We start from the raw sequence: 21651 nt of genomic DNA on the forward strand, positions 1-21651 counted from the left end.
TTGTGTCAGGCGGTTCTGCTGAGAAGCCAGAAGCGCTCAGCGTTCTTCATCTGCGCCAGTCGCGCCGCCGCGGCCTCGTCCGCCTCTTCGTCGCGGCCCCAGTTTTCTGCCTGATATTCCTCATCAATTCGGGCCAAAGCGTGCGAGGATTCGGCATCCAGGCGGCCGCGCAAAACCGCCAATCCCAAGATCAGCGACCCCGGAAGCGTGACCAGATCGTGCAGCGCGGTCAGGCCGTAAGCATCCAGCGCCATGACCTCTGCCCGCAATTTCAGCAGGCTCGCGTCGTCCTGCGGCACCGGCAGAACACCGTGGGTGATACGCAGTGGGGCGCGCAGCTCGGTCGCGGCCCAGTCGATCAGCGGATCCCAGCCTTCGGCCTGGGCGCGGATCAGCGCCTCGGGCGCCTCGGCGCGATAGGACAGAAGGTCGGTCCCGCCATATTCGGCCAGCATGTTCGCCACCGCCTCGAATTGCGGGGTCACGCGCTCAACCGCAGAGTTGGCCGCGCGGGTCAACGGCATGGTGTTCGGGTCGATGATCTCGTCCTGCGCGTCCCATTCCGCGGCAATCGCCTGTGCCAGCGCGGCGGTCGGCAGGATCAGCGCCAGTTTGCCCGGTGTGCGGACGGGGCGTCCGTCCAGCGTGATTTCAAACCCGTCCGCGGCCTCGCGCAGCTGCGAGGACGTCCAGAACCGCCGGGCTTTCCATTCCCCGCTCATGCCGCGTGCTCCAGCTTTGCCCAATCCATCAGGGCCTGCGTCAGCGAGGGATAATCCAGCGCGACCAGCGCCGCCCCCGCCGCGTGCAGGTCCGCCGTCGGGTGATAGCCCCAGTCGACGCCAAAGGCGGTCATGCCTGCGGCACGGGCCATTTCGATGTCGAATACCGTGTCCCCCACCATCACGGCATCCTCGGGCCCCAGCCCGGCATCGAACAGCGCACTTTCCAGCATTGCCGGATGCGGCTTCGATGGGTGCCCGTCCGCCGTCTGTCGCGTGAAGAAGCGGCCGGTCAGCCCATGTGCCTCAAGCAGCGCGGTCAGCCCGCGCATCGGCTTGCCGGTCGCAATGCCCAGCAGCACATGGTCCAGCGAGGCCAGCGCGTCCAGACAATCCAGCGCGCCGGGATAAAGCGGCGGCACCGCGCCATTGGCCCGCGCAGTTGCAAAAGCCTCGCGATAGCCGAGGACGACACGTTCATGCATCTCGGCCGAGGCTCCGGGCAGCAGCCGCGCCACCGCGATCGGAAGGGACAGACCCACGATCGACAGGATCTCGGCCGGCTCCATCTCGGGCAGACCGGCGGCGTGCAGACCCTGGTTCATGGCATGAGCGATCTCGTGCTGGCTGTTGACCAGCGTGCCGTCGACGTCGAACAGGACCAGCTTCATTGCACGTCCTCGAACGGATCCTCGGGCACGTCGCTTTCATGCCAGCCCAGCGTTTCCCAGGTCCGCGACATATGGTCGGGCAAGGGCGCGGTGATCGTGATCAGCTTCTTGGTGATCGGATGCTCGAACCGGATCACGCGGGCATGCAGATGCAGCTTGCGGCTGATTTCGCCGCCCAATTGTGCGCCCCAGCCGTCGCCAAGGTTTTCCTGCCCCGAACCGCCATACTTGCCGTCACCGATGATCGGATGCCCCATTTCGGACATATGTGCGCGAAGCTGGTGGGTCCGCCCGGTCACGGGCACCATCGCTACCCAGGAAACTCGCCCGCCAAGCGCCGAGAGGACAGCGTAATCGGTATGGGCGCGTTTCGCGCCCTCGGTCTCGGCCACGGCCGAAGGATGGACCGCGACCATCTTTTCGCCCTCGCCCATGCGACCGCGGCCCGGCGCCTTGACGAGACCATATTTGATCGAGCCCATGCGCGGATGCGGCACGCCCGCCACCGCCGCCCAATAGATCTTGCGCGTCAGCCGGTGGCGGAACGCCTCGGACAGGGAACGGGCAATCCGGTCGGTGCGCGCCAGCAGCAGAACGCCCGACGTGTCCTTGTCCAGCCGGTGGACCAGCTTCGGGCGGTCCTTGTAGCCGAACATCAGCGCCTCGGTCAGCCCGTCCACATGCCGGTCCCCCTGCCCCGAGCCGCCCTGCGACGGCAGGCCCGGCGGCTTGTTCAGCGCGATGATATGCTCATCGCGCCAGAGCACGCAGGACTGGATCATCTCGGCATCGGACTGCTTCACGCGCGGCTTCGCCGCAACCGGGGGCGGCGCGCCATCGGGCAATGGCGGAACCCGCACCTCTTGCCCGATCTCAAGCCGGGTATTGGCCTTGACCCGCCCGCCATCGACGCGAAGCTGACCGGTGCGGCACATCTTTTCGACCGCGCCTTGCGTCAATTGCGGAAAACGCTTCTTCAGCCAGCGATCAATGCGCTGGTCGCCCTCATCCGCGCCGATACGGATTGTCTGAACACCACTCATACGAAAAACCCCCGGCCAACGGCCAATCCGGCGGTGACCGCCAGAAGTGAAATCAGGACAGAAGCCAGGACATAGCCTGCGGCGGTCACGGTCGCGCCACGCTCCCACAGGACCAGCGTATCCAGCGCAAAGGCCGAAAACGTGGTGAATCCGCCCAACACACCCGTCAGCAGAAGGGGCGCCAAATGCTGCCCCCCGCGCTGCGCGATGACCGAGGCGAGCAGCCCCATGACGAAACAGCCGACGATGTTGACCGTCAGCGTGCCCAGCGGAAAGCCGGCGGTGATCCGCCCGGCCAGAATGTTGACGCCGTAACGCGCCATCGACCCCAGGGCGCCACCCAGTGCGACCTGAAGGAATGCATGTTTCATGTCTTGCCCTCTGTCCGTCGCTTTTGACGGAGGCTGGCGAACCATTCAACGCGCTTTTTCAGGTCGCGTTCGAATCCGCGCTCGACAGGAAGGTAAAGGACGGGACGTTTCATGCCCTCGGGGAAGTAATCCTGCCCCGAGAAGCCATCTTCGGCATCGTGGTCATATTGATAGCCCGCGCCATAGCCCTGATCCTTCATCAGCCCGGTTGGCGCATTCAGGATATGAGCGGGCGGCATCTGGCTGCCCGAGCGTCGCGCCAGGTCGCGCGCCCCCTTGTAGGCGGCATATCCCGCATTCGATTTCGGGGCGAGCGCCAGATAGATGACGGCCTGCGCCAACGCCAGCTCCCCCTCGGGACTGCCCAGACGTTCGTAAAGCGCCCAGGCGTCCAGGCAATGGCGCTGCGCGGCGGGATCGGCCAGGCCGATATCCTCGACCGCCATGCGGGTGATGCGCCGTGCCAGATAGCGCGGATCCTCTCCACCCTCCAGCATGCGCGAGAACCAGTAAAGGGCTGCATCCGGATCACTGCCCCGAACCGATTTGTGCAGCGCCGAGATCAGGTTGTAATGCTCGTCCCCCGACTTGTCGTATTTCGCGGCCCGTCGCATCAGGCGCTGCGACAACTGGTCGGTGTCAAGCTTGCCTGCGACCTTCCAGGCCATCACCTGCTCGATTAGGTTCAGCGCCGCACGACCGTCGCCATCGGCCATCTCCAGCAGGCGGTCACGCGCTTCGGCGGCCAGGGGCAAGGCGCGTCCCAGTTCCTGCTCGGCGCGCTGCGCGAGCCGTTCCAGATCGGCAAGGCTCAGCCGCTCCAGCACGATGACCTGCGCGCGCGACAAAAGCGCGGCGTTCAGTTCGAAGCTGGGATTTTCGGTGGTGGCGCCGACAAGGACGATGGTGCCGTCTTCCATATGCGGCAGGAAGCTGTCCTGCTGGGCCTTGTTGAAGCGGTGGATCTCGTCCACGAAAAGCAGGGTGCCGCGACCCTGCTGGCGGCGTAGGCGCGCTGCGTCAAAGACCTTGCGCAGCTCGGGCACGCCCGAAAAGATGGCCGAAATCTGGACGAAGGCCAGGTCCGTCTCCAACGCCAGCAGCCGCGCGATCGTGGTCTTGCCCACGCCCGGCGGCCCCCACAGGATCAGCGAGGAGAGGCTGCCCGAGCCAAGCATCGCGCCCAAGGGCCCGTTGGGCCCCAGAACTTTTTCCTGGCCCACGACCTCCGCCAGGCGGGAAGGCCTGATGCGGTCTGCCAGGGGGCGATTCGCATTGGGTGCGGGGGCGCCGGCATCCGGCGCATTGTCGAAAAGATCTGCCATCGGGGCGGCATGTTACGCCGCCCGTGACATGCGCGGAAGTCCCCTCCGCGCGAACATTCCCTAGTGCATCTTGGGCGCAAGATTGATCGAAACGCATTGGAAATAACCGTCGTCGATCCACACTACCGGACCCATCGCCTGTGCATCCAGGCCACAAGGCACCAGCCAGCGCGGCCAGGTCGAAGCGACCAGACAGACCAGCTTTGACGCGCCCAGCTCCCGCGCGGAGCTGGTCATCTCCTTGACAAGATTCAGGTGGACGCGGCGGCGCTGACTTTGCGGGATGGTGTGATCCACGAACAGGCGGCTTGCCTCCCAGGTGCCGACTTCGACCGGCGCGGATTCATCCAGCAGGTTCTTAGGGATCGAGCCCCCCAGCAGATCAAGCTGCGCATCGCGGATCATGTAGGAATACATGCCGCAGCGCGCCGTGGTCGGCGTCAGGCGAACGCCGGCAAGAACATTGCCCCGTTCATGAATCGCGACCCAGCGGCTCATCGGGGTGTCGTACTGGTCGAACTCCATATCGTCGGTCTGGGGCAAGTCCCAGCGTTTCTGAACGATAAAGCTTTGCTTCCGGGCACGGAAAATATTGGCAAACAGTTCGCCGTGATTGTGGAGGTTGGCGAACGAAAGCGTGGTGGTCTGCATGGTAGTCTCCTGGGGTTGTGGTGGGTGGTGGCCCCCAGGGTGTAACCGCGCGATAGTGAACCGTTGTCTTACAGCAAGCGGTAGTCCTTGGCTCTCTGCAGCGCCTCGGCAGTCGTGCGCGCCATGAGACGTTCGCGCGCCGATATGAGACGAGCCTTGAATGCGCTTTCAGTAATGCCAAGCTTTGCTGCCGCCGCCGCGTGCCGATCTCCTTCTGCGATGCACCTTAGGGCCTCTTGTTGAGCCTTGGTAAGGCTCTCCGGCGGCTCCGTGATGTCGTGAAGCCGTCGAATCGTCGCCGAGATCACTTCGATCTCGTCATCCGTGAATTCCCGCTTGTCATGCGCAAAGCAGCAGATTGTCCGCGACTTGATGGGACCATGCGCAATGGCGAGCCCATAGTTCAGCCCGTGATCCGCCGCATCCTGCAGGATCGAGAACGGATCCGGGATCGGCAGCACGCTCCACCGACAGGCGCCGGTGGTCGAAAACCCCCAGGCGATGGTCGGATCGCGAAGCGCGTAGGCCCGCTCGGAGTAACGCAGCGACCATTCCTTGTTATAGGTCTGGAACTGCATCAACGGAGCAGCAAAACGAATATGCAGGCCGACAAAGTATCCGGCCGGAGAAAGCTTCCTGAGCTTTGCGAGTGCTGCGTTGATATCCGCGCGAGACGACATGACTAATTGGACAGATTGAGTTTTCTAACGGTCACTGCCAGAAATGGCATGAGGACGAGTGTATTCAAGCGTATCTGGTTTTGCGAGCGGTGTTTTCATAAACCCACTTTCAGAGCCCGAATCTGTATTCCACAGCAGCACTTGTCGCAAACTGCCTGCAATGCGCGAGTCCGTGGAATTTTATCCACCAAAAGCAGAGCCATGCGTCAAATCGGCCCTTCGGACGACCCTTGAAAAGTCCCCGATCTGCGACCTTCACATGTTGCAAAAAGCCCGCAGCCGAACCTTCGACCGCGGGCTTAAATGATCTCGTAACCCTAAGAAAGGATTGCGAATCTTATTCTTCAGCAGCCGATTCGGCTTCCAGACGGGCGCGATCGGCCGCACCTTTGGCGCTGGTGTCGCGGTCGACCAGTTCGATGATCGCCATCGGAGCCATGTCGCCGTAACGGAAACCGGCCTTCAGGATGCGGACATAACCGCCCTGACGGTCCTTGTAGCGGGCGCCGAGCACTTCGAACAGCTTGGCCGTGTGCTGGTCCTGCTTCAGCTGCGCATCGGCCTGACGGCGGGCGTGCAGGTCGCCGCGTTTCGCCAGGGTGATCAGTTTTTCAACGATCGGGCGCAGTTCCTTGGCTTTCGGCAGCGTGGTCTTGATCTGCTCGTGCTCGATCAGCGAGCCGGCCATGTTGGCGAAGAGCGCCTTGCGGTGCTCATGGGTACGGTTCAGACGGCGGTAACCGCGGGCGTGACGCATGATGATTCTCCTTTACGTCTTTTGCTTTGTCCGGCGACCCTGCGTGGGGGCCACTCTCCTTGGGGCGGAATGCCCGGTAGTGCCGGGGGCGGCAGAACGCCCCCGGAAACTCTGTCAGAACTGGTCGTCGAAGCGCTTCGCAACGTCTTCGATATTTTCCGGCGGCCAGTCGACGACGTCCATGCCAAGATGCAGGCCCATGCCCGAAAGCACTTCCTTGATCTCGTTCAGAGACTTGCGGCCGAAGTTCGGGGTGCGGAGCATCTCGGCTTCGGTCTTCTGGATCAGGTCGCCGATATAGACGATGTTGTCGTTCTTCAGGCAGTTCGCCGAACGGACCGACAGTTCCAGCTCGTCGACTTTCTTCAGCAGGCGCGGATCGAATTCCAGGCCATCTTCGGCGTCCGAACGGGTCGCGGCTTCCGGCTCGTCGAAGTTGACGAAGACCGCCAGCTGGTCCTGAAGGATGCGGGCCGCATAGGCCACGGCGTCTTCCGGGGTCAGCGAACCGTCGGTCTCGACCTTCATGGTCAGCTTGTCATAGTCCAGCACCTGGCCCTCGCGGGTGGGCGTGACTTCATAGCTGACGCGCTTGACCGGCGAGAAGATCGCGTCGATCGGGATCAGACCGATGGGCGCATCCTCGGGACGGTTCTTGTCGGCGGCGACGTAACCCTTGCCCGAGGCAACGGTCAGCTCGACGTGAAGTTCGGCACCCTCGTCCAGGTGACAGATGACGTGGTCGCGGTTCAGGATCGTGATCCCGGCCGTTTCCTGGATGTCGCCAGCCTTGACCTCGCCCGGCCCCTTGGCCGAAAGCGTCAGGCGCTTGGGCGCGTCGACTTCCATTTTCAGCGTCACGCCCTTGAGGTTCAGGACGATGTCGGTGACGTCCTCGCGCACGCCGGGAACCGACGAAAATTCGTGCAGGACATTGTCGATCTGAACCGAAGTGATGGCCGCGCCCTGCAGCGACGACAGCAGCACACGGCGCAGGGCGTTGCCCAGCGTCAAGCCAAACCCGCGCTCAAGCGGTTCCGCCACGACGGTGGCGACACGGCTCGAATCAGCGCCCGGCTTGATTTCAAGCTGGGTCGGCTTGATGAGTTCAGCCCAATTCTTGTGGATCATGCGGTTGCCTCCATACCTGTTTCCAGCCCATGACCGGTGGCCGGAAACGCCCGAGGTTCAATGCGAAACCGCGCCCGCGCCGAAACTGGCGCGGAACGCGTTGTCAGTCGTCCGAATCAGACGCGGCGGCGCTTCGGCGGACGGCAGCCGTTATGCGCGATCGGGGTCACGTCACGGATCGCCGTGATGTTGAAACCGACAGCAGCCAGCGCACGCAGCGCCGATTCACGGCCCGAGCCGGGACCCTGAACTTCGACTTCCAGCGTGCGGACGCCGTGCTCCTGGGCTTTCTTGCCAGCGTCCTCAGCGGCCATCTGGGCTGCATAAGGGGTCGACTTGCGCGAGCCCTTGAAACCCATGGTGCCAGCCGACGACCACGAGATCGCGTTGCCTTGCACGTCCGAGATCAGGATCTTGGTGTTGTTGAAGGACGAGTTCACATGCGCCACACCGGTGGCGATGTTCTTGCGTTCCTTACGCTTCATGCGGGTTTTATCGCGTGCCATTACCTCAGCCCCCTCTTACTTCTTCTTGCCGGCGATCGGTTTCGCCGGGCCCTTGCGAGTGCGGGCGTTGGTGTGGGTGCGCTGACCGCGAACCGGCAGACCACGACGGTGACGCAGGCCGCGATACGAGCCCAGGTCCATCATGCGCTTGATGTTCATCTGCGTCTCACGGCGCAGGTCGCCTTCGACGGTCAGGTTGGCGTCGATGTATTCGCGGATCTGCAGAACTTCAGCGTCCGAGAGTTCGTTCACGCGACGGGTCGCTTCGATCCCGACGGCGGCGATGATCTCGTCGGCGAATTTCGGGCCGATCCCGTGGATATAGGTCAGAGCGATCGGGACACGTTTCCCGGTCGGAATGTTGACGCCAGCAATACGAGCCACGCGTTTTTCCTTCTTATGTTGCGATTCCGTAGCACCGGAACCTTTTTTCACAACCAAAGACCCGAAAGCGTCGCCTTCGGGCCTTCAACCGACCACCTGAAGCCAGGTGATTCTCATGCGAGATGCTGCGGATTAAGGGATTTGCAGCCTTTCGTCAACCCTTGGCCCCGTGGCCGTTCAGGACGGTGGCGACCGAGGCGGCGACTTCCTCAATCTCGGCCAGCCCGTCGACCGGGTGCAGGTTGCCCTTGCAATGGTAATACCCGATCAGCGGCGACGTCTTCTTATAGTATTCCATCAACCGGGTCTTGAGGCTGTCGGCATTGTCGTCGGCCCGGCGGCGCAGGTCGGTCGAACCACAAACATCGCAGACGCCCTCGACCTTGGTGGGCTTGGTCACGTCGTGATAGACCTCACCGCAATTGCCGCAGGTAAAGCGCCCCGAAATGCGCGAGACGAGCGCGGCGTCGTCGACACGCATCTCGATCACGGCATCGATCGACTGGCCCTCGTCCTTCATCAGGTCTTCCAGCGCGTCGGCCTGGGCCAACGTCCGCGGAAAGCCGTCAAAGATGAAGCCCGCGCCACCCTGTTCCAGCTTTTCACGGATCAGCCCGATGACGATCTCATCCGTGACCAACTCGCCCCGGTCCATGACCTTGGCGACCCGCTCTCCCATCTCGGTGCCCGAACTGCGGGCTTCGCGCAGCATGTCGCCGGTCGAAAGCTGAACCAGCCCCCGTTCTTCGATCAGACGCCGGGCCTGGGTGCCTTTGCCGGCCCCTGGGGGGCCAAGCAGAATGATGTTGGTCGCCATATTCGTCCCTCTTCTGCCCGCTTCGGGGCTTGCTCCATTAGCGGCGGGCAGGTGCCTTCCGGGGGCGCGCCGCGCCCGTCTTCCCGCGCTTGCCCCGCAGCTGCGACTTCTCGATCAAACCTTCGTATTGATGGGCAAGCAAGTGGCTTTGCACCTGGTTGATCGTATCCATCACGACGCTGACGACGATCAGCACCGAGGTTCCGCCGAAGTAGAAGGGGATCGACAGTTGGTGGCGGATGATCTCGGGCAGAAGGCAGACGGCCGCCAGATAGGCCGCACCGATCACGAGCACGCGGCTGACGACATAGGTCAGGTAATCCTCGGTCCGCTTGCCGGGCCGGATGCCGGGAATGAAGCCGCCCTGGTTCTTCAGGTTCTCGGCCACGTCATCGGGTTTGAAGCTGACGTTGAACGTGTAGAAATAGGCGAAGAACACGATCATCGCGCAGAAGAAGATCAGGTATAGCGGCTGGCCGGGGCCGAAATACGCCAGGATCGTCGACATCACCGGACCGGTCTGGTTGCCCGAGAAGGTCGAGATCGTGACTGGCAGCAGCAGCAGCGAGGACGAGAAAATCGCCGGAATCACGCCTGCCGGGTTGACCTTGATCGGCAGGTGCGACGACTGGCCGTCATAGATCTTCATGCCAACCTGGCGGCGGGGATACTGGATGTGGATCTTGCGCAGCGCCCGTTCCATGAAGACCACGAAACCGATCACCGCGACCACCATGACGATCACGCCAAGGATCACCGGGGTCGAGATCGCGCCCGAACGGCCCTGCGCCAGGAACTGCGCCAGATGGCCCGGAATCTCGGCCACGATGCCGACGAAGATGATCAGCGAGATGCCGTTGCCGATGCCGCGGGCGGTGATCTGCTCGCCCAGCCACATCAGGAACATGGTGCCGCCGACCAGCGTGATCACGACCGAGGCACGGAAGAACATCCCCGGCTCATGTGCAAGGTTGCCGTGCTCAAGGCTGACCGCAAGGCCCCAGGCCTGGAACAGCGCCAGCGCCACGGTGCCATAGCGGGTGTATTGGTTGATCTTCTTGCGGCCGGTCTCGCCTTCTTTCTTCAGCTGTTCCAGCGCGGGAACCATCGAGGCCAGAAGCTGGACGATGATCGAAGCCGAGATATAGGGCATGATGCCAAGCGCGAAGACGCCCATGCGCCCCAGGGCGCCGCCGGTGAACATCGAGAGGATTCCCCCGATGCCGGCCTGCGCCTGGTCCATGAAGTTGCGCAGCGCCGCGCCGTCGATACCCGGCACCGGGATATAGGTGCCGAGGCGGTAGATGATGAGAAGTCCTAGGGTGAACCAGATCCTCTGGCGCAGCTCGGTCGCCTTGCCGAGCGCGCCCCATGACAGGTTCGCGGCCATCTGTTCTGCGGCTGACGCCATACGTGTGCCCCTTCATGGCAGCGCCGCCGGATCGTTTCCCGATCCCGCGGCGCCTGGAAAACTTGACTGCTATTTATTGGGCGCGGGCGCGCCCTTCAACAGCTTATTCGGCCGCGGCTTCTTCTTTCACCGGACGCGTGACGGCGATCTTGCCGCCCGCCTTCTCGATCGCCTCGACAGCGGCTTTCGACGCACCGGCGACGGTCAGGTTCAGGGCGGCTTTCAGCTCGCCTTTCGCCAGGACGCGGACACCGTCCAGCTTGCGGCGGATGACACCGGCTGCAACCAGCGCGTCCTCGGTCACGTCAGCTTTCGCATCCAGCTTGCTCGCGTCGACGAAGGCCTGCAGTTGGCCCAGGTTGACCACGGCGAATTCCAGGCGATTCGGCTTGCTGAAGCCGCGCTTGGGCAGGCGGCGGTACAGCGGCATCTGGCCGCCTTCGTAACCGTTCAGCGCAACGCCCGAACGCGAGGTCTGGCCCTTGATACCACGGCCAGCGGTCTTGCCCTTGCCCGAGCCGGGACCGCGTGCAACGCGTTTCTTCTTGCGGCTGGCACCTTCGTTGTCGCGAAGTTCGTGAAGTTTCATATCGCTTCTCCTGAAGCCGGAAACGCCCCATGAAGCGTAAGGGGGCGGACACGGCATTTCTTGCTTGTTGAGTCGATGCCCAAAAGGGCACCGGCCGTCCTTATACATATCGGGCGAGGGCGTCAACAAATAGCCGCCACCGCCAAGTGGCCCCCTAGAACTCCAGCCACGTTCCGACCTTCACCGCCTCCTCATCCGGCCCCGAGATCGGCGTGATCAGGCCCAGTTCGATCTTGGCAGGACCGATCAGGTCATGGACCACGCTGGTCGCGATCTTGCTGGAGAAGCCGGTATCCTCGCGCTGCTCAAGCCGAAGCTGGTTGATGAACATGGTGCGGTCGGTCGCATGCAGGCCAAGGGTCAGGTCGGCCTTGCTGGTGACCTCGGCGGTCAGATAGTTGAAGGCGCTGGGTTCCAATTCCTGGAAGTCCTGCTCATCCTCGGTCGTGCCTGCGACCTTCACGCGCGTTTCAAGCGACATCCAGCCACCGTTCAGAACGCCGCCGAAACCCCTGCCCCAATCCGCCCCCGCCTGCCCTACGGGCATCAGGATCCCGTCGCGCTGGATCATGCCAAGACCCAGAGACAGCGCGAAACGGTTCTCTCCGATCGGCTCCAGCCCGTGCTGCAGCCAGAAAATCGCGCTCGTCTCGCCCACATTTGTATGGCCCAGTTCGAACCCCAGCGTCTCGCGCCCGGTCAAACCGTATTCGCCGTAAAGTCCGATATAGTTGTTTCCGTCCCGATCACGTTCATCCGACAGGGACAGGAACATCCCCTTTTCCGCGCGCGGCCAGGGTCCCGCAAGCGCGGGGGCGCAGGGCAGCAGCAGGATCAGGACGGCAAGACAACGGCCGGAACTGGGCATCTCGGGCTCCGCGCGGGTTTGAACCCGGCGAGGGTAGCGGCCAAGAGGTTAGCGAAGGGTTAACGCCCCATCACCAACCCGAAATGAAACGCGCGCCGCGGATTTCTCCGGGCGCGCGTTCCGAATTCACGGGCGGGCTGGGATCAGCCGCGCTCTTCGATGATGACGGCCAGATGCGGGATCTTGGCGACCATGCCGCGGACGGCCGGGGTATCTTCCAGCTCGCGGGTGCGGTTCATCTTGTTCAGGCCCAGGCCTTTCAGCGTCTCGCGCTGGATGGCCGGACGGCGGATCGGCGAACCGATCTGCTTGACGACGATGGTTTTAGCCATGTTGCCTCTCCTTACGCTTCGACAGCGGCTTCAGCCGGCTTGTCGTTCGAGGGCAGGATCTCGGCCACTTTCTTGCCACGACGCTGGGCGACGTTGCGGGGCGAGGCTTCCTTTTTCAGGCCGTCGATGGTGGCGCGGATCATGTTGTAGGGGTTTTGCGACCCCTGCGACTTCGCCACGACGTCCTGGACGCCCAGCATCTCGAACACGGCGCGCATCGGACCGCCGGCGATGATGCCGGTACCCGGAACGGCGGTCCGCATGATCACCTTGCCGGCGCCATGACGACCTTCGATGTCGTGATGCAGGGTGCGGCCGTCACGCAGCGGCACGCGAACCAGCGAGCGTTTCGCCTGTTCGGTTGCCTTGCGGATCGCCTCGGGGACCTCTTTGGCCTTGCCCTTGCCGAAGCCGACACGACCACGCTGATCGCCGACAACGACGAGAGCGGCGAAGCCGAAGCGCTTACCACCCTTGACGGTCTTCGAGACGCGGTTGATCGCGACCAGACGATCGGCGAATTCCGGGGTTTCTTCGCGCTCTTCGCGACGACCCCGACGGTTTTCACGTTCTGCCATATGGCATTCCTTTTTCAACTGGCGCGATCGGCGCCGTTAAATCCGATCCTGGTGGGCCAAAGGCAAGCCGATGGCCCCCGGATCATCGGGGCGGTGCGAACACCGCCCGCAGTTCTTAGAACTTCAGACCGCCTTCGCGGGCAGCGTCCGCAAGGGCCTTGATCTTGCCGTGGAACAGGAAGCCACCACGATCGAAGATGACCTCTTCGACGCCGGCTTTCTTCGCACGCTCTGCAATTGCAGCGCCGATCTTGGCCGCGACTTCCACGTTGTTCTTGCCGACAACGCCAAAGTCCTTTTCGAGCGACGAAGCCGAGGCCAGGGTGACCCCTTTCACGTCGTCGATGACTTGCACGCTGATGTTCTTGGAAGAACGGTGAACGGACAGGCGCGGACGACCGTCCGAGATTGCCCGCAGTTTGTTCCGCACGCGCAGGCGGCGCTTCAGGAACAGCTCTCTTTTGTTCAGTGCCATTTCTCGCGCCCCTTACTTCTTCTTGCCTTCCTTGCGGAAGACGACCTCACCCTTGTAGCGGATGCCTTTGCCCTTGTAGGGCTCGGGTTGCCGCCACTCGCGGATGTTTGCGGCGACTTGGCCGACCAGTTGCTGGTCGATGCCTTCCACCACGATTTCGGTCTGCTTCGGCGAGGAAATCGTCACACCTTCCGGCGTTTCGAAGTTCACGTCATGCGAGTAGCCCAGAGCCAGCTTCAGGGTTTTGCCCTGCATCGTGGCGCGGTAACCCACGCCCTGAATTTCCAGCTCTTTCTTGAAGCCCTGGCTCACGCCCACCGTCAGGTTCTCGACCATCGAGCGGGTCATGCCCCACTGTTGACGGGCACGCTTGGAAAGGCCCCGGGGGGTCACTTTCACGGCACCGTCTTCCAGCGACAGGGTCACGTCATCGGTCGCGGTGAAGCTGCGGGTCCCTTTCGGGCCTTTGACTTCGATCGACTGACCTTTGATTTCTGCGGTCACGCCTTGCGGGAGGGCGACCGGTTTTTTACCAATCCGAGACATCTCTGCCCTCCTTTAGAACACGGTGCAGAGGACTTCGCCGCCAACATTGGCGTTGCGAGCCGCTGCGTCCGACATCACGCCTTTCGGCGTCGAGACGATGGAAACGCCCAGGCCGTTGCGGACCTGCGGGATTTCCTTGACCGAGGCATAAACCCGGCGACCGGGTTTGGACACACGCGCGAGTTCGCGAATGACCGGGGTGCCTTCATAGTACTTCAGGCTGATTTCCAGTTCGGCATGGCCGGACTCGGTGGTCACGCCTTCATAGCCACGGATGTAGCCTTCAGCTTTCAGCACGTCCAGAACCCAGGCGCGAAGCTTGGAGGACGGCGTGCGGACGGTCGATTTGCCGCGCATCTGTGCGTTGCGGATGCGGGTCAGCATATCGCCGAGAGGATCGTTCATCGACATAATGCCCCCTTACCAGCTCGATTTGACCATGCCGGGGATCTGACCGAACGAGCCGAGCTCGCGCAGCATGATCCGCGACAGTTTCAGTTTACGGTAATACGCGTGCGGACGGCCGGTCAGTTGGCACCGGTTGTGCAGACGCGTAGCCGAGGAGTTGCGCGGCAGTTCAGCCAGTTTCAGGCTGGCCTTGAAGCGCTCTTCCATCGGGCGGGATTGATCGTGGATGACCTCGTTCAGGGCAGCGCGCTTCGCAGCGTACTTCTGAACCAGTTGCTCGCGCTTCTTCTCGCGCTCGACCATGGATTTTTTAGCCATATCTCTCTTACCTCCGCGATCAGCTGTTGAACGGCATGTTGAAATGCTTCAACAGCGACTTCGCTTCCGCGTCGGTCGGCGCGGTGGTGCAGATGATGATGTCCATCCCCAGAACTTCGTCGACCTTGTCGAAGTTGATTTCCGGGAACACGATGTGCTCTTTCAGGCCCATGGCATAGTTGCCACGACCGTCGAAAGAGGTGCCTTTCACGCCGCGGAAGTCGCGGACGCGCGGCAGCGCGATGTTGATCAGGCGATCCAGGAATTCGTACATCCGGTCACCGCGCAGGGTGACTTTCGTGCCCAGGGGCATTTCTTCACGGACGCGGAAGCCTGCGATGGACTTCTTGGCATGGGTGATGACAGCCTTCTGACCCGCGATCAGCGAGAGCTCTTCAGCACCTTGCTTGACCTTTTTCGTGTCTTTCACGGCTTCGCCGATGCCCATGTTCAGGACGATCTTGTCCAGCTTGGGGATCTGCATGTCATTCTTGTAGCCGAACTCTTCCTTCATCGCAGCGCGAATGACTTCGCGGTACTGCGTTTTCAGACGCGGCATATAGTTTGCTTGGTCCAGCATCAGATCACGTCTCCCGTGGTCTTGGCGAAGCGGACTTTCTTGCCGTCTTCCTCGCGGAAGCCGACACGGGTCGCTTTGCCGTTCGCATCGATCAGCGACAGATTCGACAGGTCGATCGGCATGGCTTTCGCCACGCGGCCACCCTGCGAGGTCTGGGTCTGGCGGGTGTGACGGATGGCGACGTTGACGCCCTCAACCACGGCCTTGTTCGCTTTCGGGGAAACCGACTGGATCTCGCCCTGCTTGCCCTTGTCCTTGCCGGCCAGCACGACGACCTTGTCGCCCTTTTTCAGCTTGGCAGCCATTACAGCACCTCCGGCGCAAGCGAGATGATCTTCATGAAGTTCTTCGCACGCAGCTCACGAACGACCGGCCCGAAGATACGGGTACCGACCGGCTCGCCCTGGTTGTTCAGGATGACGGCGGCGTTGCGGTCAAAACGGATCGAGGTTCCGTCTTCACGCTTCACTTCTTTCGCGGTGCGCACGACGACGGCCTTGCGGACGTCACCTTTCTTCACGCGGCCGCGCGGAATGGCCTCCTTGACGGAGACGACAATGATGTCGCCCACCGACGCATAGCGACGGTGCGAACCACCCAGGACCTTGATGCACTGAACTCGGCGAGCGCCGGAGTTGTCAGCGACATCCAGATTGGTCTGCATCTGGATCATTGGATTACTCCCGACCTTTGGGGACCACGCGAAGCGGCCCCAGGGTTTCGATTAGACTGCAGCGTCGACCAGAACGGTCCAACGCTTGGTTTTCGAGATCGGCGCACATTCGATGATACGAACGGTGTCACCAACCTTGAACTGGTTCTCCGCGTCATGAGCGCGGTATTTCTTCGACGACCGCACGGTCTTGTGCAGCAGCGGATGCTTGAAGCGACGCTCGACCAGAACGGTGACGGTCTGTTCGTTCTTGTCGCTGACGACCTTGCCTTGCAGGATGCGTTTGGGCATGGACCTGGCTCCTTAGTTCGACGCCGCGGCTTCCGCCGCTTTCTGGTTCAGAATGGTTTTCACACGGGCGACGTCACGACGGACGGCACGCATGCGGGCGGTCGACTCGAGCTGGCCGGTGGCCTGCTGGAAGCGCAGGTTGAACGCTTCCTTCTTGAGCGAGAGCAGCTGTTCGCGCAGCTGTTCCGGCGTCTTTTCTTTCAGTTCCAGCGCTTTCATACGCCATTTCCTTTCAACATCACCGGAGAGCCCCTGCACGCAGGGCCACCCTGATTCCGGTGGAGTTTCATGATGAAGGCTTGCCCTTACGCGGAAATTCCCAGTCTGGCAAGGGAAAACTGTGAATTGCTGGGGAAACCGCGCCTCTGGGTCAGCGTGGGCGGAGAACCTCACCGCAGGAGCCGCCGTCCCAGAGGAAGGCAATTAGTCCCCAACAGAAAAAAGCCCCCCGCAAATCCCGGGGGGCCTTCATGATCTCATGGTAGCGAAAGACTTACCAGTCTTCGCGGGCCACGATGCGGGTCAGCACCGGCAGCTTGTTCGCACCCAGGCGCAGCGCTTCACGCGCGATCTCGTCGGACACGCCGTCGATCTCGAACATGATGCGGCCGGGATGGACGCGGGCCGCCCAGTAATCGACCGAGCCTTTACCTTTACCCATCCGCACTTCGGTCGGTTTCGAGGAAACCGGCACGTCCGGGAAAATCCGGATCCAGACCCGGCCCTGACGTTTCATGTGGCGGGTGATCGCGCGGCGGGCCGCTTCGATCTGGCGGGCAGTCACACGCTCCGGCTCAGTGGCCTTCAGGGCGAACGAGCCGAAGTTCAGGGCGAAACCGCCCTTGGCTTCGCCGTGGATCCGGCCCTTGTGCTGTTTGCGGAACTTGGTCCGTTTCGGTTGCAGCATCTCAACTCTCCTTAGCGCGCGTCGCGGTCACGACGCGGACCACGCGGAGCCGGACCGTCTTGCGCTTCGGTAGCGCGGCGGTCGCGGGCCTGCGGGTCATGCTCCATGATCTCGCCTTTGAAGATCCAGGTCTTCACACCGATGATCCCATAGGGGGTGGTCGCTTCCGACAGCGCATAGTCGATGTCGGCGCGCAGGGTGTGCAGCGGCACACGGCCTTCGCGGTACCATTCGGTGCGGGCGATCTCGGCCCCGCCAAGGCGGCCCGAAACGTTCACCCGGATACCCAGGGCACCCATGCGCATGGCGTTCTGCACGGCGCGCTTCATGGCGCGACGGAACGAAACGCGGCGCTCCAGCTGCTGAGCGATCGACTCGGCAACCAGCTGGGCGTCCAGTTCGGGTTTGCGGACTTCAACGATGTTGAGGTGCAGTTCCGAAGCGGTGAAGTTCGTCAGCTTCTTGCGCAGGGTTTCGATATCGGCGCCTTTTTTGCCGATGATGACACCCGGACGCGCGGCATAGATCGTGACGCGGCACTTCTTGTGCGGACGCTCGATGATGACGCGGCTGACGCCTGCCTGCTTGGCTTCGGTGTGGATGAAGTCGCGGATCTTCAGGTCTTCCAGCAACAGGTTGCCGTAGTCCTTGTCATCCGCATACCAACGGCTGTCCCAGGTGCGGTTGACCTGAAGACGCATCCCGATGGGGTTTACTTTCTGACCCATTACGCACGCTCCCCGGCTTCAATGGCCTCGACCTGACGCACCTTGATGGTGATTTCCGAAAACGGCTTCATGATCTTGCCGTAACGACCACGGGCGCGCGGACGACCGCGTTTCATGACCATGTTCTTTCCGACCCATGCCTCGGCGACGATCAGGTTGTCGACGTCCAGGTTATGGTTGTTTTCGGCGTTGGCGATGGCCGACTGAAGGCATTTCTTCACGTCGCCGGCGACGCGCTTGTGCGAGAAGGTCAGGTCGGCCAGGGCCTTGTCGACTTTCTTGCCGCGGATCAGCGCCGCCACCAGGTTCAGCTTCTGCGGCGAGGTGCGAAGCATTTTCGTTTTTGCAAACGCCTCGTTCTCCGCCACGCGGCGCGGATTTTGTTCCTTACCCATGACGATTACTTCCTCTTCGCTTTCTTGTCGGCGGCGTGACCGTAATAGGTCCGCGTCGGCGAGTATTCACCAAACTTCTGACCGATCATCTCCTCGGTCACGGCGACCGGGATATGCTTGTGGCCGTTGTAGACGCCGAAAGTCAGGCCGACAAACTGCGGCAGAATGGTCGAACGACGCGACCAGATCTTGATGACGTCGGACTTGCCAGCCTCGCGGGCTTTTTCCGCCTTGCGAAGCACGTATGCGTCGACAAAGGGGCCCTTCCAGATAGAACGTGCCATGGATTAGCGCCCCTTCTTCGCGTTACGCGACCGCAGGATGTATTTGTCGGTCGCTTTATTCGTGCGGGTCTTGTTACCCTTGGTGCCTTTGCCCCACGGAGTAACCGGATGACGACCGCCCGAAGTCCGGCCTTCACCACCACCATGCGGGTGGTCGATCGGGTTCATGGCGACACCGCGAACGCTCGGGCGAATGCCCTTGTGGCGGTTGCGGCCCGCTTTACCCAGGTTCTGGTTCGAGTGGTCCGAGTTCGACACGGCGCCGATGGTCGCCATGCATTCCTGGCGGACCAGACGCAGCTCGCCCGAGGACAGACGGATCTGGGCGTAGCCCCCGTCACGGCCGACGAACTGGGCATAGGTGCCGGCCGAACGGGCCAGCTGGCCGCCCTTGCCGGGCTTCAGCTCGACGTTGTGGACGATCGTGCCGATCGGCATGCCCGAGAAGGGCATCGCGTTGCCGGGCTTCACGTCGACCTTGGCGCCGGCGATCACCTTGTCACCGACAGCAAGACGCTGCGGAGCAATGATGTAGGCCTGTTCGCCGTCTTCGTATTTGATGAGCGCGATGAAAGCGGTGCGGTTGGGATCGTATTCGATCCGCTCGACCACAGCCGAAACATCGAACTTGGTGCGCTTGAAGTCGACGATGCGGTAAAGACGCTTCGCCCCGCCGCCCTTGCGGCGCATCGTAATCCGTCCGGTGTTGTTCCGGCCGCCGTTCTTGGTCAAACCCTCGGTGAGGGATTTGACCGGGCGCCCTTTCCAAAGCTCCGAACGGTCGATCAGAACCAGCCCACGCTGGCCAGGCGTCGTCGGTTTATACGACTTGAGTGCCATGCTTTCTGTCTTCCGTTGCTTTGGACCTGAGGTGGTCCGTTTCGTCAAAATACGACGGCCCCACTGGGGGGCCGTCGATTCGGTGGCTCTATATCAGAGACCGGTCGACACGTCGATGGTGTTGCCGGCTTCCAGCGTGACATAGGCTTTCTTCACGTCCGAACGGACGCCCGGACGGCCTTTGAAACGCTTGGTCTTGCCTTTGGTGATCGTGGTGTTGACCGCTTTCACCTTGACGTTGAACAGGGCTTCGACCGCTTGCTTGATCGAAGGCTTGTTCGCATCCTTGGCCACCTGGAAGACGAACGCGTTGGCTTCGCCAACCAGCGTCGCTTTCTCGGTGATCAGCGGCTTGACGATCACGTCGTAATGTTCGGGCTTCGTGGTCATTTCAGACGAGCCTCCAGAGCTTCGACACCGGCGCGCGTCAGCACGAGCGTGTCGCGACGCAGGATGTCATAGACGTTGGCACCCATCGACGGCAGGACGTCCACGCCTTCGAGGTTGCGGGCGGCACGGGCGAAGTTTTCGTTCACTTCGGCACCGTCGATCACCAGAACGCGCTTCCAGCCATTTTCCTTGACCGCTTTGGCAACGGCTGCAGTTTTGGCGTCAGCAATGTTCAGGCTTTCCACGATGACCAGCTCACCCGCGGCGAATTTCGCCGACAGAGCGTGCTTCAGGCCAAGTGCGCGAACTTTCTTCGGCAGGTCGAACGCGTGCGAGCGCGGGGTCGGACCCTTGTACACACCACCGTGACGGAAGGTCGGCGCCTTGCGGGAACCGTGGCGAGCGCCACCGGTGCCTTTTTGGCGGTAGATCTTCTTGGTCGAGTAGCTGACATCCGACTTGCCCAGGACCGAGTGGGTACCGGCTTGGGCTTTCGCACGCTGCCAGCGCACGACGCGGTGCAGCAGGTCGGCACGCGGCTCGAGCCCGAAGATGTCATCGCTCAGGTCGATGTCACCGGCTTTGCCGGCTTCGAGCGTGATCACATCGAGTTTCATCAGTTGTCTCCTTCCGGCGCAACGGCCTCGGCAGAGACCTGAGCCTCAGCGGCAGCCTTCGAACGGGTCGCAGCCGGGAAGACCGTGCTATCAGCCAGCGGCTTCTTCACGGCGTCCTTGATGGTGACCCAGCCACCTTTCGAGCCCGGAACCGAACCCTTGACCATGATCAGGCCACGGTCGGAATCGGTGCGAACGACTTGCAGGTTCTGCGTGGTGACGCGAACGGCACCCAGATGACCGGCCATCTTCTTACCTTTGAAGACTTTACCCGGATCCTGGCACTGGCCGGTCGAACCATGCGAGCGGTGCGAGATCGACACACCGTGCGAGGCGCGCAGACCACCGAAGTTGTGACGCTTCATCGCACCGGCAAAGCCTTTACCGATCGAGGTGCCGGCGATGTCGACGAACTGACCCGCGAAGTAGTGGTCGGCGATGATTTCCTCGCCCACTTCGATCAGGTTTTCTTCGGCAACGCGGAATTCCGCGATCTTGCGCTTGGGAGCGACATTGGCCTTCGCGAAGTGACCACGCAGGGCAGCGGTGGTGCGCTTGGCTTTCGCCTCGCCAGCACCCAGCTGCAGCGCGACATAGCCGTCTTTTTCGGCGGTGCGCTGAGCGACGACCTGCAGGTTGTCGACGTGAAGAACGGTGACGGGAACTTGACGCCCGTCTTCAAGGAACAGCCGGGTCATGCCCAGCTTCTTGGCGATTACACCAGTCCGCAGCATAATGGCCTCCTTACACCTTGATTTCGACATCAACGCCAGCGGCGAGGTCGAGCTTCATCAGGGCGTCAACGGTCTGAGGGGTCGGGTCGACGATATCCAGCAGGCGCTTGTGCGTGCGGATTTCCCACTGGTCGCGGGATTTCTTGTCGATGTGCGGACCGCGCAGAACGGTGAACTTCTCGATTTTGTTGGGCAGCGGAATCGGACCACGGACCTGAGCGCCGGTGCGCTTGGCGGTGTTCAGGATTTCCTGCGTGCTGGCGTCCAGAACGCGGTAATCGAACGCCTTGAGCCGGATGCGGATAGTCTGGCTTTGCATTATCGTCCCTCTTGCGGGGGTATTCAGTTGAGAGGCAGACGACACACCACGCGGCGCCTGCTTCGAACCGTTATTCCAAATTGGCAAGCCGGCGGGATAACCGCCGGTTCGCCTTTTGACAACCCCCGAATCGGCGGGTGCCAGGAATTATTTGGGTCGGGGGCGAAAGCGCCCCCTGCCCGTCCCGAATTACTTCAGGATTTTCGAGACGACGCCTGCGCCGACGGTGCGGCCGCCTTCACGGATGGCGAAGCGCAGCTTCTCTTCCATCGCGATCGGGGCGATCAGTTCGACTTCGAACTTCAGGTTG

36 protein-coding genes are annotated in these 21651 nt (G+C 62.2%); all 36 read right to left on the minus strand.

Going from position 1 to position 21651, the window contains the following annotated elements; genetic code table 11:
• Positions 1-5: 5 nt before the first annotated feature.
• Entirely contained in the window at positions 6-722 is a 717-nt protein-coding gene (locus ACO2Q4_RS13725; RefSeq protein ID WP_311757537.1) for an ATP12 family chaperone protein, read from the minus strand.
• Positions 719-1393, minus strand: a complete 675-nt coding sequence (locus tag ACO2Q4_RS13730) for an HAD-IA family hydrolase (protein ID WP_311757538.1) — start codon at positions 1391-1393, stop codon at positions 719-721. The genes ACO2Q4_RS13725 and ACO2Q4_RS13730 overlap by 4 nt, the downstream gene beginning before the upstream one ends.
• Positions 1390-2436, minus strand: coding sequence for an RluA family pseudouridine synthase (locus ACO2Q4_RS13735; RefSeq protein WP_311757539.1), 1047 nt, complete (start codon positions 2434-2436; stop codon positions 1390-1392). The genes ACO2Q4_RS13730 and ACO2Q4_RS13735 overlap by 4 nt, the downstream gene beginning before the upstream one ends.
• Positions 2433-2807: a fluoride efflux transporter CrcB gene (crcB, locus tag ACO2Q4_RS13740; RefSeq protein ID WP_311757540.1), complete on the minus strand. Its 375-nt coding sequence runs from the start codon at positions 2805-2807 to the stop codon at positions 2433-2435. The genes ACO2Q4_RS13735 and crcB overlap by 4 nt, the downstream gene beginning before the upstream one ends.
• Positions 2804-4132 carry a replication-associated recombination protein A gene (locus tag ACO2Q4_RS13745; RefSeq protein WP_311757541.1) on the minus strand — a complete coding sequence of 443 codons (1329 nt, stop codon included), beginning with the start codon at positions 4130-4132 and terminating at the stop codon, positions 2804-2806. The genes crcB and ACO2Q4_RS13745 overlap by 4 nt, the downstream gene beginning before the upstream one ends.
• A 60-nt stretch (positions 4133-4192) precedes the next feature.
• Positions 4193-4783 carry an acyl-homoserine-lactone synthase gene (locus ACO2Q4_RS13750; RefSeq protein ID WP_311757542.1) on the minus strand — a complete coding sequence of 197 codons (591 nt, stop codon included), beginning with the start codon at positions 4781-4783 and terminating at the stop codon, positions 4193-4195.
• Between the two features lie 68 nt (positions 4784-4851).
• Positions 4852-5463, minus strand: a complete 612-nt coding sequence (locus tag ACO2Q4_RS13755) for an autoinducer binding domain-containing protein (protein WP_311757543.1) — start codon at positions 5461-5463, stop codon at positions 4852-4854.
• Between the two features lie 337 nt (positions 5464-5800).
• Positions 5801-6220 carry a 50S ribosomal protein L17 gene (rplQ, locus tag ACO2Q4_RS13760; RefSeq protein ID WP_395131195.1) on the minus strand — a complete coding sequence of 140 codons (420 nt, stop codon included), beginning with the start codon at positions 6218-6220 and terminating at the stop codon, positions 5801-5803.
• Between the two features lie 114 nt (positions 6221-6334).
• Positions 6335-7351 (minus strand): DNA-directed RNA polymerase subunit alpha, encoded by a 1017-nt coding sequence (locus ACO2Q4_RS13765; protein WP_311757545.1) that lies wholly within the window; start codon positions 7349-7351, stop codon positions 6335-6337.
• Positions 7352-7467: 116 nt separating this feature from the next.
• Positions 7468-7857, minus strand: a complete 390-nt coding sequence (rpsK, locus tag ACO2Q4_RS13770; RefSeq protein WP_167622718.1) for a 30S ribosomal protein S11 — start codon at positions 7855-7857, stop codon at positions 7468-7470.
• Between the two features lie 15 nt (positions 7858-7872).
• Positions 7873-8241 (minus strand): 30S ribosomal protein S13, encoded by a 369-nt coding sequence (gene rpsM, locus ACO2Q4_RS13775; RefSeq protein ID WP_311757546.1) that lies wholly within the window; start codon positions 8239-8241, stop codon positions 7873-7875.
• A 154-nt stretch (positions 8242-8395) separates the two neighbouring features.
• On the minus strand, positions 8396-9058 hold the full coding sequence (locus ACO2Q4_RS13780) for an adenylate kinase (protein WP_311757547.1): 663 nt from the start codon (positions 9056-9058) through the stop codon (positions 8396-8398).
• Between the two features lie 37 nt (positions 9059-9095).
• A complete protein-coding gene (gene secY / locus ACO2Q4_RS13785; protein WP_311757548.1) occupies positions 9096-10469 on the minus strand; it encodes a preprotein translocase subunit SecY in 1374 nt (457 codons plus the stop codon).
• A gap of 103 nt (positions 10470-10572) precedes the next feature.
• Positions 10573-11058: a 50S ribosomal protein L15 gene (rplO, locus tag ACO2Q4_RS13790; RefSeq protein WP_423319904.1), complete on the minus strand. Its 486-nt coding sequence runs from the start codon at positions 11056-11058 to the stop codon at positions 10573-10575.
• A gap of 154 nt (positions 11059-11212) precedes the next feature.
• Positions 11213-11926 (minus strand): hypothetical protein, encoded by a 714-nt coding sequence (locus tag ACO2Q4_RS13795; protein ID WP_311757550.1) that lies wholly within the window; start codon positions 11924-11926, stop codon positions 11213-11215.
• A gap of 143 nt (positions 11927-12069) precedes the next feature.
• Complete coding sequence (rpmD, locus tag ACO2Q4_RS13800) at positions 12070-12258, minus strand: 50S ribosomal protein L30 (protein WP_011747117.1); 189 nt, start codon at positions 12256-12258, stop codon at positions 12070-12072.
• Between the two features lie 11 nt (positions 12259-12269).
• Entirely contained in the window at positions 12270-12836 is a 567-nt protein-coding gene (rpsE, locus tag ACO2Q4_RS13805; RefSeq protein ID WP_311757551.1) for a 30S ribosomal protein S5, read from the minus strand.
• A gap of 115 nt (positions 12837-12951) precedes the next feature.
• Positions 12952-13311 carry a 50S ribosomal protein L18 gene (gene rplR / locus ACO2Q4_RS13810; RefSeq protein ID WP_311757552.1) on the minus strand — a complete coding sequence of 120 codons (360 nt, stop codon included), beginning with the start codon at positions 13309-13311 and terminating at the stop codon, positions 12952-12954.
• Positions 13312-13323: 12 nt separating this feature from the next.
• Positions 13324-13857 carry a 50S ribosomal protein L6 gene (rplF, locus tag ACO2Q4_RS13815; RefSeq protein ID WP_311757553.1) on the minus strand — a complete coding sequence of 178 codons (534 nt, stop codon included), beginning with the start codon at positions 13855-13857 and terminating at the stop codon, positions 13324-13326.
• A 12-nt stretch (positions 13858-13869) separates the two neighbouring features.
• Positions 13870-14268: a 30S ribosomal protein S8 gene (rpsH, locus tag ACO2Q4_RS13820; RefSeq protein ID WP_311757554.1), complete on the minus strand. Its 399-nt coding sequence runs from the start codon at positions 14266-14268 to the stop codon at positions 13870-13872.
• Between the two features lie 9 nt (positions 14269-14277).
• Positions 14278-14583, minus strand: coding sequence for a 30S ribosomal protein S14 (gene rpsN / locus ACO2Q4_RS13825; RefSeq protein WP_311757555.1), 306 nt, complete (start codon positions 14581-14583; stop codon positions 14278-14280).
• Between the two features lie 19 nt (positions 14584-14602).
• On the minus strand, positions 14603-15163 hold the full coding sequence (gene rplE, locus ACO2Q4_RS13830; RefSeq protein WP_395131206.1) for a 50S ribosomal protein L5: 561 nt from the start codon (positions 15161-15163) through the stop codon (positions 14603-14605).
• Entirely contained in the window at positions 15163-15468 is a 306-nt protein-coding gene (gene rplX, locus ACO2Q4_RS13835; RefSeq protein WP_311757557.1) for a 50S ribosomal protein L24, read from the minus strand. Before rplX ends, rplE begins: the two co-directional genes overlap by 1 nt.
• Positions 15468-15836, minus strand: coding sequence for a 50S ribosomal protein L14 (rplN, locus tag ACO2Q4_RS13840; RefSeq protein WP_010400243.1), 369 nt, complete (start codon positions 15834-15836; stop codon positions 15468-15470). The genes rplX and rplN overlap by 1 nt, the downstream gene beginning before the upstream one ends.
• Positions 15837-15887: 51 nt before the next feature.
• Positions 15888-16127 carry a 30S ribosomal protein S17 gene (rpsQ, locus tag ACO2Q4_RS13845; RefSeq protein ID WP_311757558.1) on the minus strand — a complete coding sequence of 80 codons (240 nt, stop codon included), beginning with the start codon at positions 16125-16127 and terminating at the stop codon, positions 15888-15890.
• A gap of 12 nt (positions 16128-16139) precedes the next feature.
• Positions 16140-16346, minus strand: a complete 207-nt coding sequence (rpmC, locus tag ACO2Q4_RS13850; RefSeq protein ID WP_311757559.1) for a 50S ribosomal protein L29 — start codon at positions 16344-16346, stop codon at positions 16140-16142.
• A gap of 274 nt (positions 16347-16620) precedes the next feature.
• Complete coding sequence (gene rplP / locus ACO2Q4_RS13855; RefSeq protein ID WP_134680210.1) at positions 16621-17034, minus strand: 50S ribosomal protein L16; 414 nt, start codon at positions 17032-17034, stop codon at positions 16621-16623.
• Positions 17035-17045: 11 nt separating this feature from the next.
• On the minus strand, positions 17046-17762 hold the full coding sequence (gene rpsC, locus ACO2Q4_RS13860; protein ID WP_311757560.1) for a 30S ribosomal protein S3: 717 nt from the start codon (positions 17760-17762) through the stop codon (positions 17046-17048).
• Positions 17762-18157, minus strand: a complete 396-nt coding sequence (gene rplV, locus ACO2Q4_RS13865) for a 50S ribosomal protein L22 (RefSeq protein ID WP_311757561.1) — start codon at positions 18155-18157, stop codon at positions 17762-17764. Before rplV ends, rpsC begins: the two co-directional genes overlap by 1 nt.
• 5 nt (positions 18158-18162) lie before the next feature.
• Positions 18163-18441, minus strand: a complete 279-nt coding sequence (gene rpsS / locus ACO2Q4_RS13870) for a 30S ribosomal protein S19 (RefSeq protein WP_017999558.1) — start codon at positions 18439-18441, stop codon at positions 18163-18165.
• Between the two features lie 3 nt (positions 18442-18444).
• Entirely contained in the window at positions 18445-19281 is an 837-nt protein-coding gene (gene rplB / locus ACO2Q4_RS13875; protein ID WP_311757810.1) for a 50S ribosomal protein L2, read from the minus strand.
• A gap of 93 nt (positions 19282-19374) precedes the next feature.
• Positions 19375-19671 (minus strand): 50S ribosomal protein L23, encoded by a 297-nt coding sequence (locus ACO2Q4_RS13880; RefSeq protein ID WP_155038759.1) that lies wholly within the window; start codon positions 19669-19671, stop codon positions 19375-19377.
• Positions 19668-20288, minus strand: coding sequence for a 50S ribosomal protein L4 (gene rplD, locus ACO2Q4_RS13885; protein ID WP_311757562.1), 621 nt, complete (start codon positions 20286-20288; stop codon positions 19668-19670). Before rplD ends, ACO2Q4_RS13880 begins: the two co-directional genes overlap by 4 nt.
• Entirely contained in the window at positions 20288-21019 is a 732-nt protein-coding gene (gene rplC, locus ACO2Q4_RS13890) for a 50S ribosomal protein L3 (RefSeq protein WP_311757811.1), read from the minus strand. The genes rplD and rplC overlap by 1 nt, the downstream gene beginning before the upstream one ends.
• A 13-nt stretch (positions 21020-21032) precedes the next feature.
• Positions 21033-21341 (minus strand): 30S ribosomal protein S10, encoded by a 309-nt coding sequence (rpsJ, locus tag ACO2Q4_RS13895; protein ID WP_311757563.1) that lies wholly within the window; start codon positions 21339-21341, stop codon positions 21033-21035.
• Between the two features lie 189 nt (positions 21342-21530).
• Positions 21531-21651, minus strand: a 121-nt coding sequence (locus tag ACO2Q4_RS13900; RefSeq protein ID WP_423319919.1) for a hypothetical protein, incomplete at its 5' end; no start/stop codon positions are given.

The sequence above is a fragment of the Paracoccus sp. KR1-242 genome (genome assembly GCF_049446195.1).
Classification (GTDB): Bacteria; Pseudomonadota; Alphaproteobacteria; order Rhodobacterales; family Rhodobacteraceae; genus Paracoccus; species Paracoccus broussonetiae.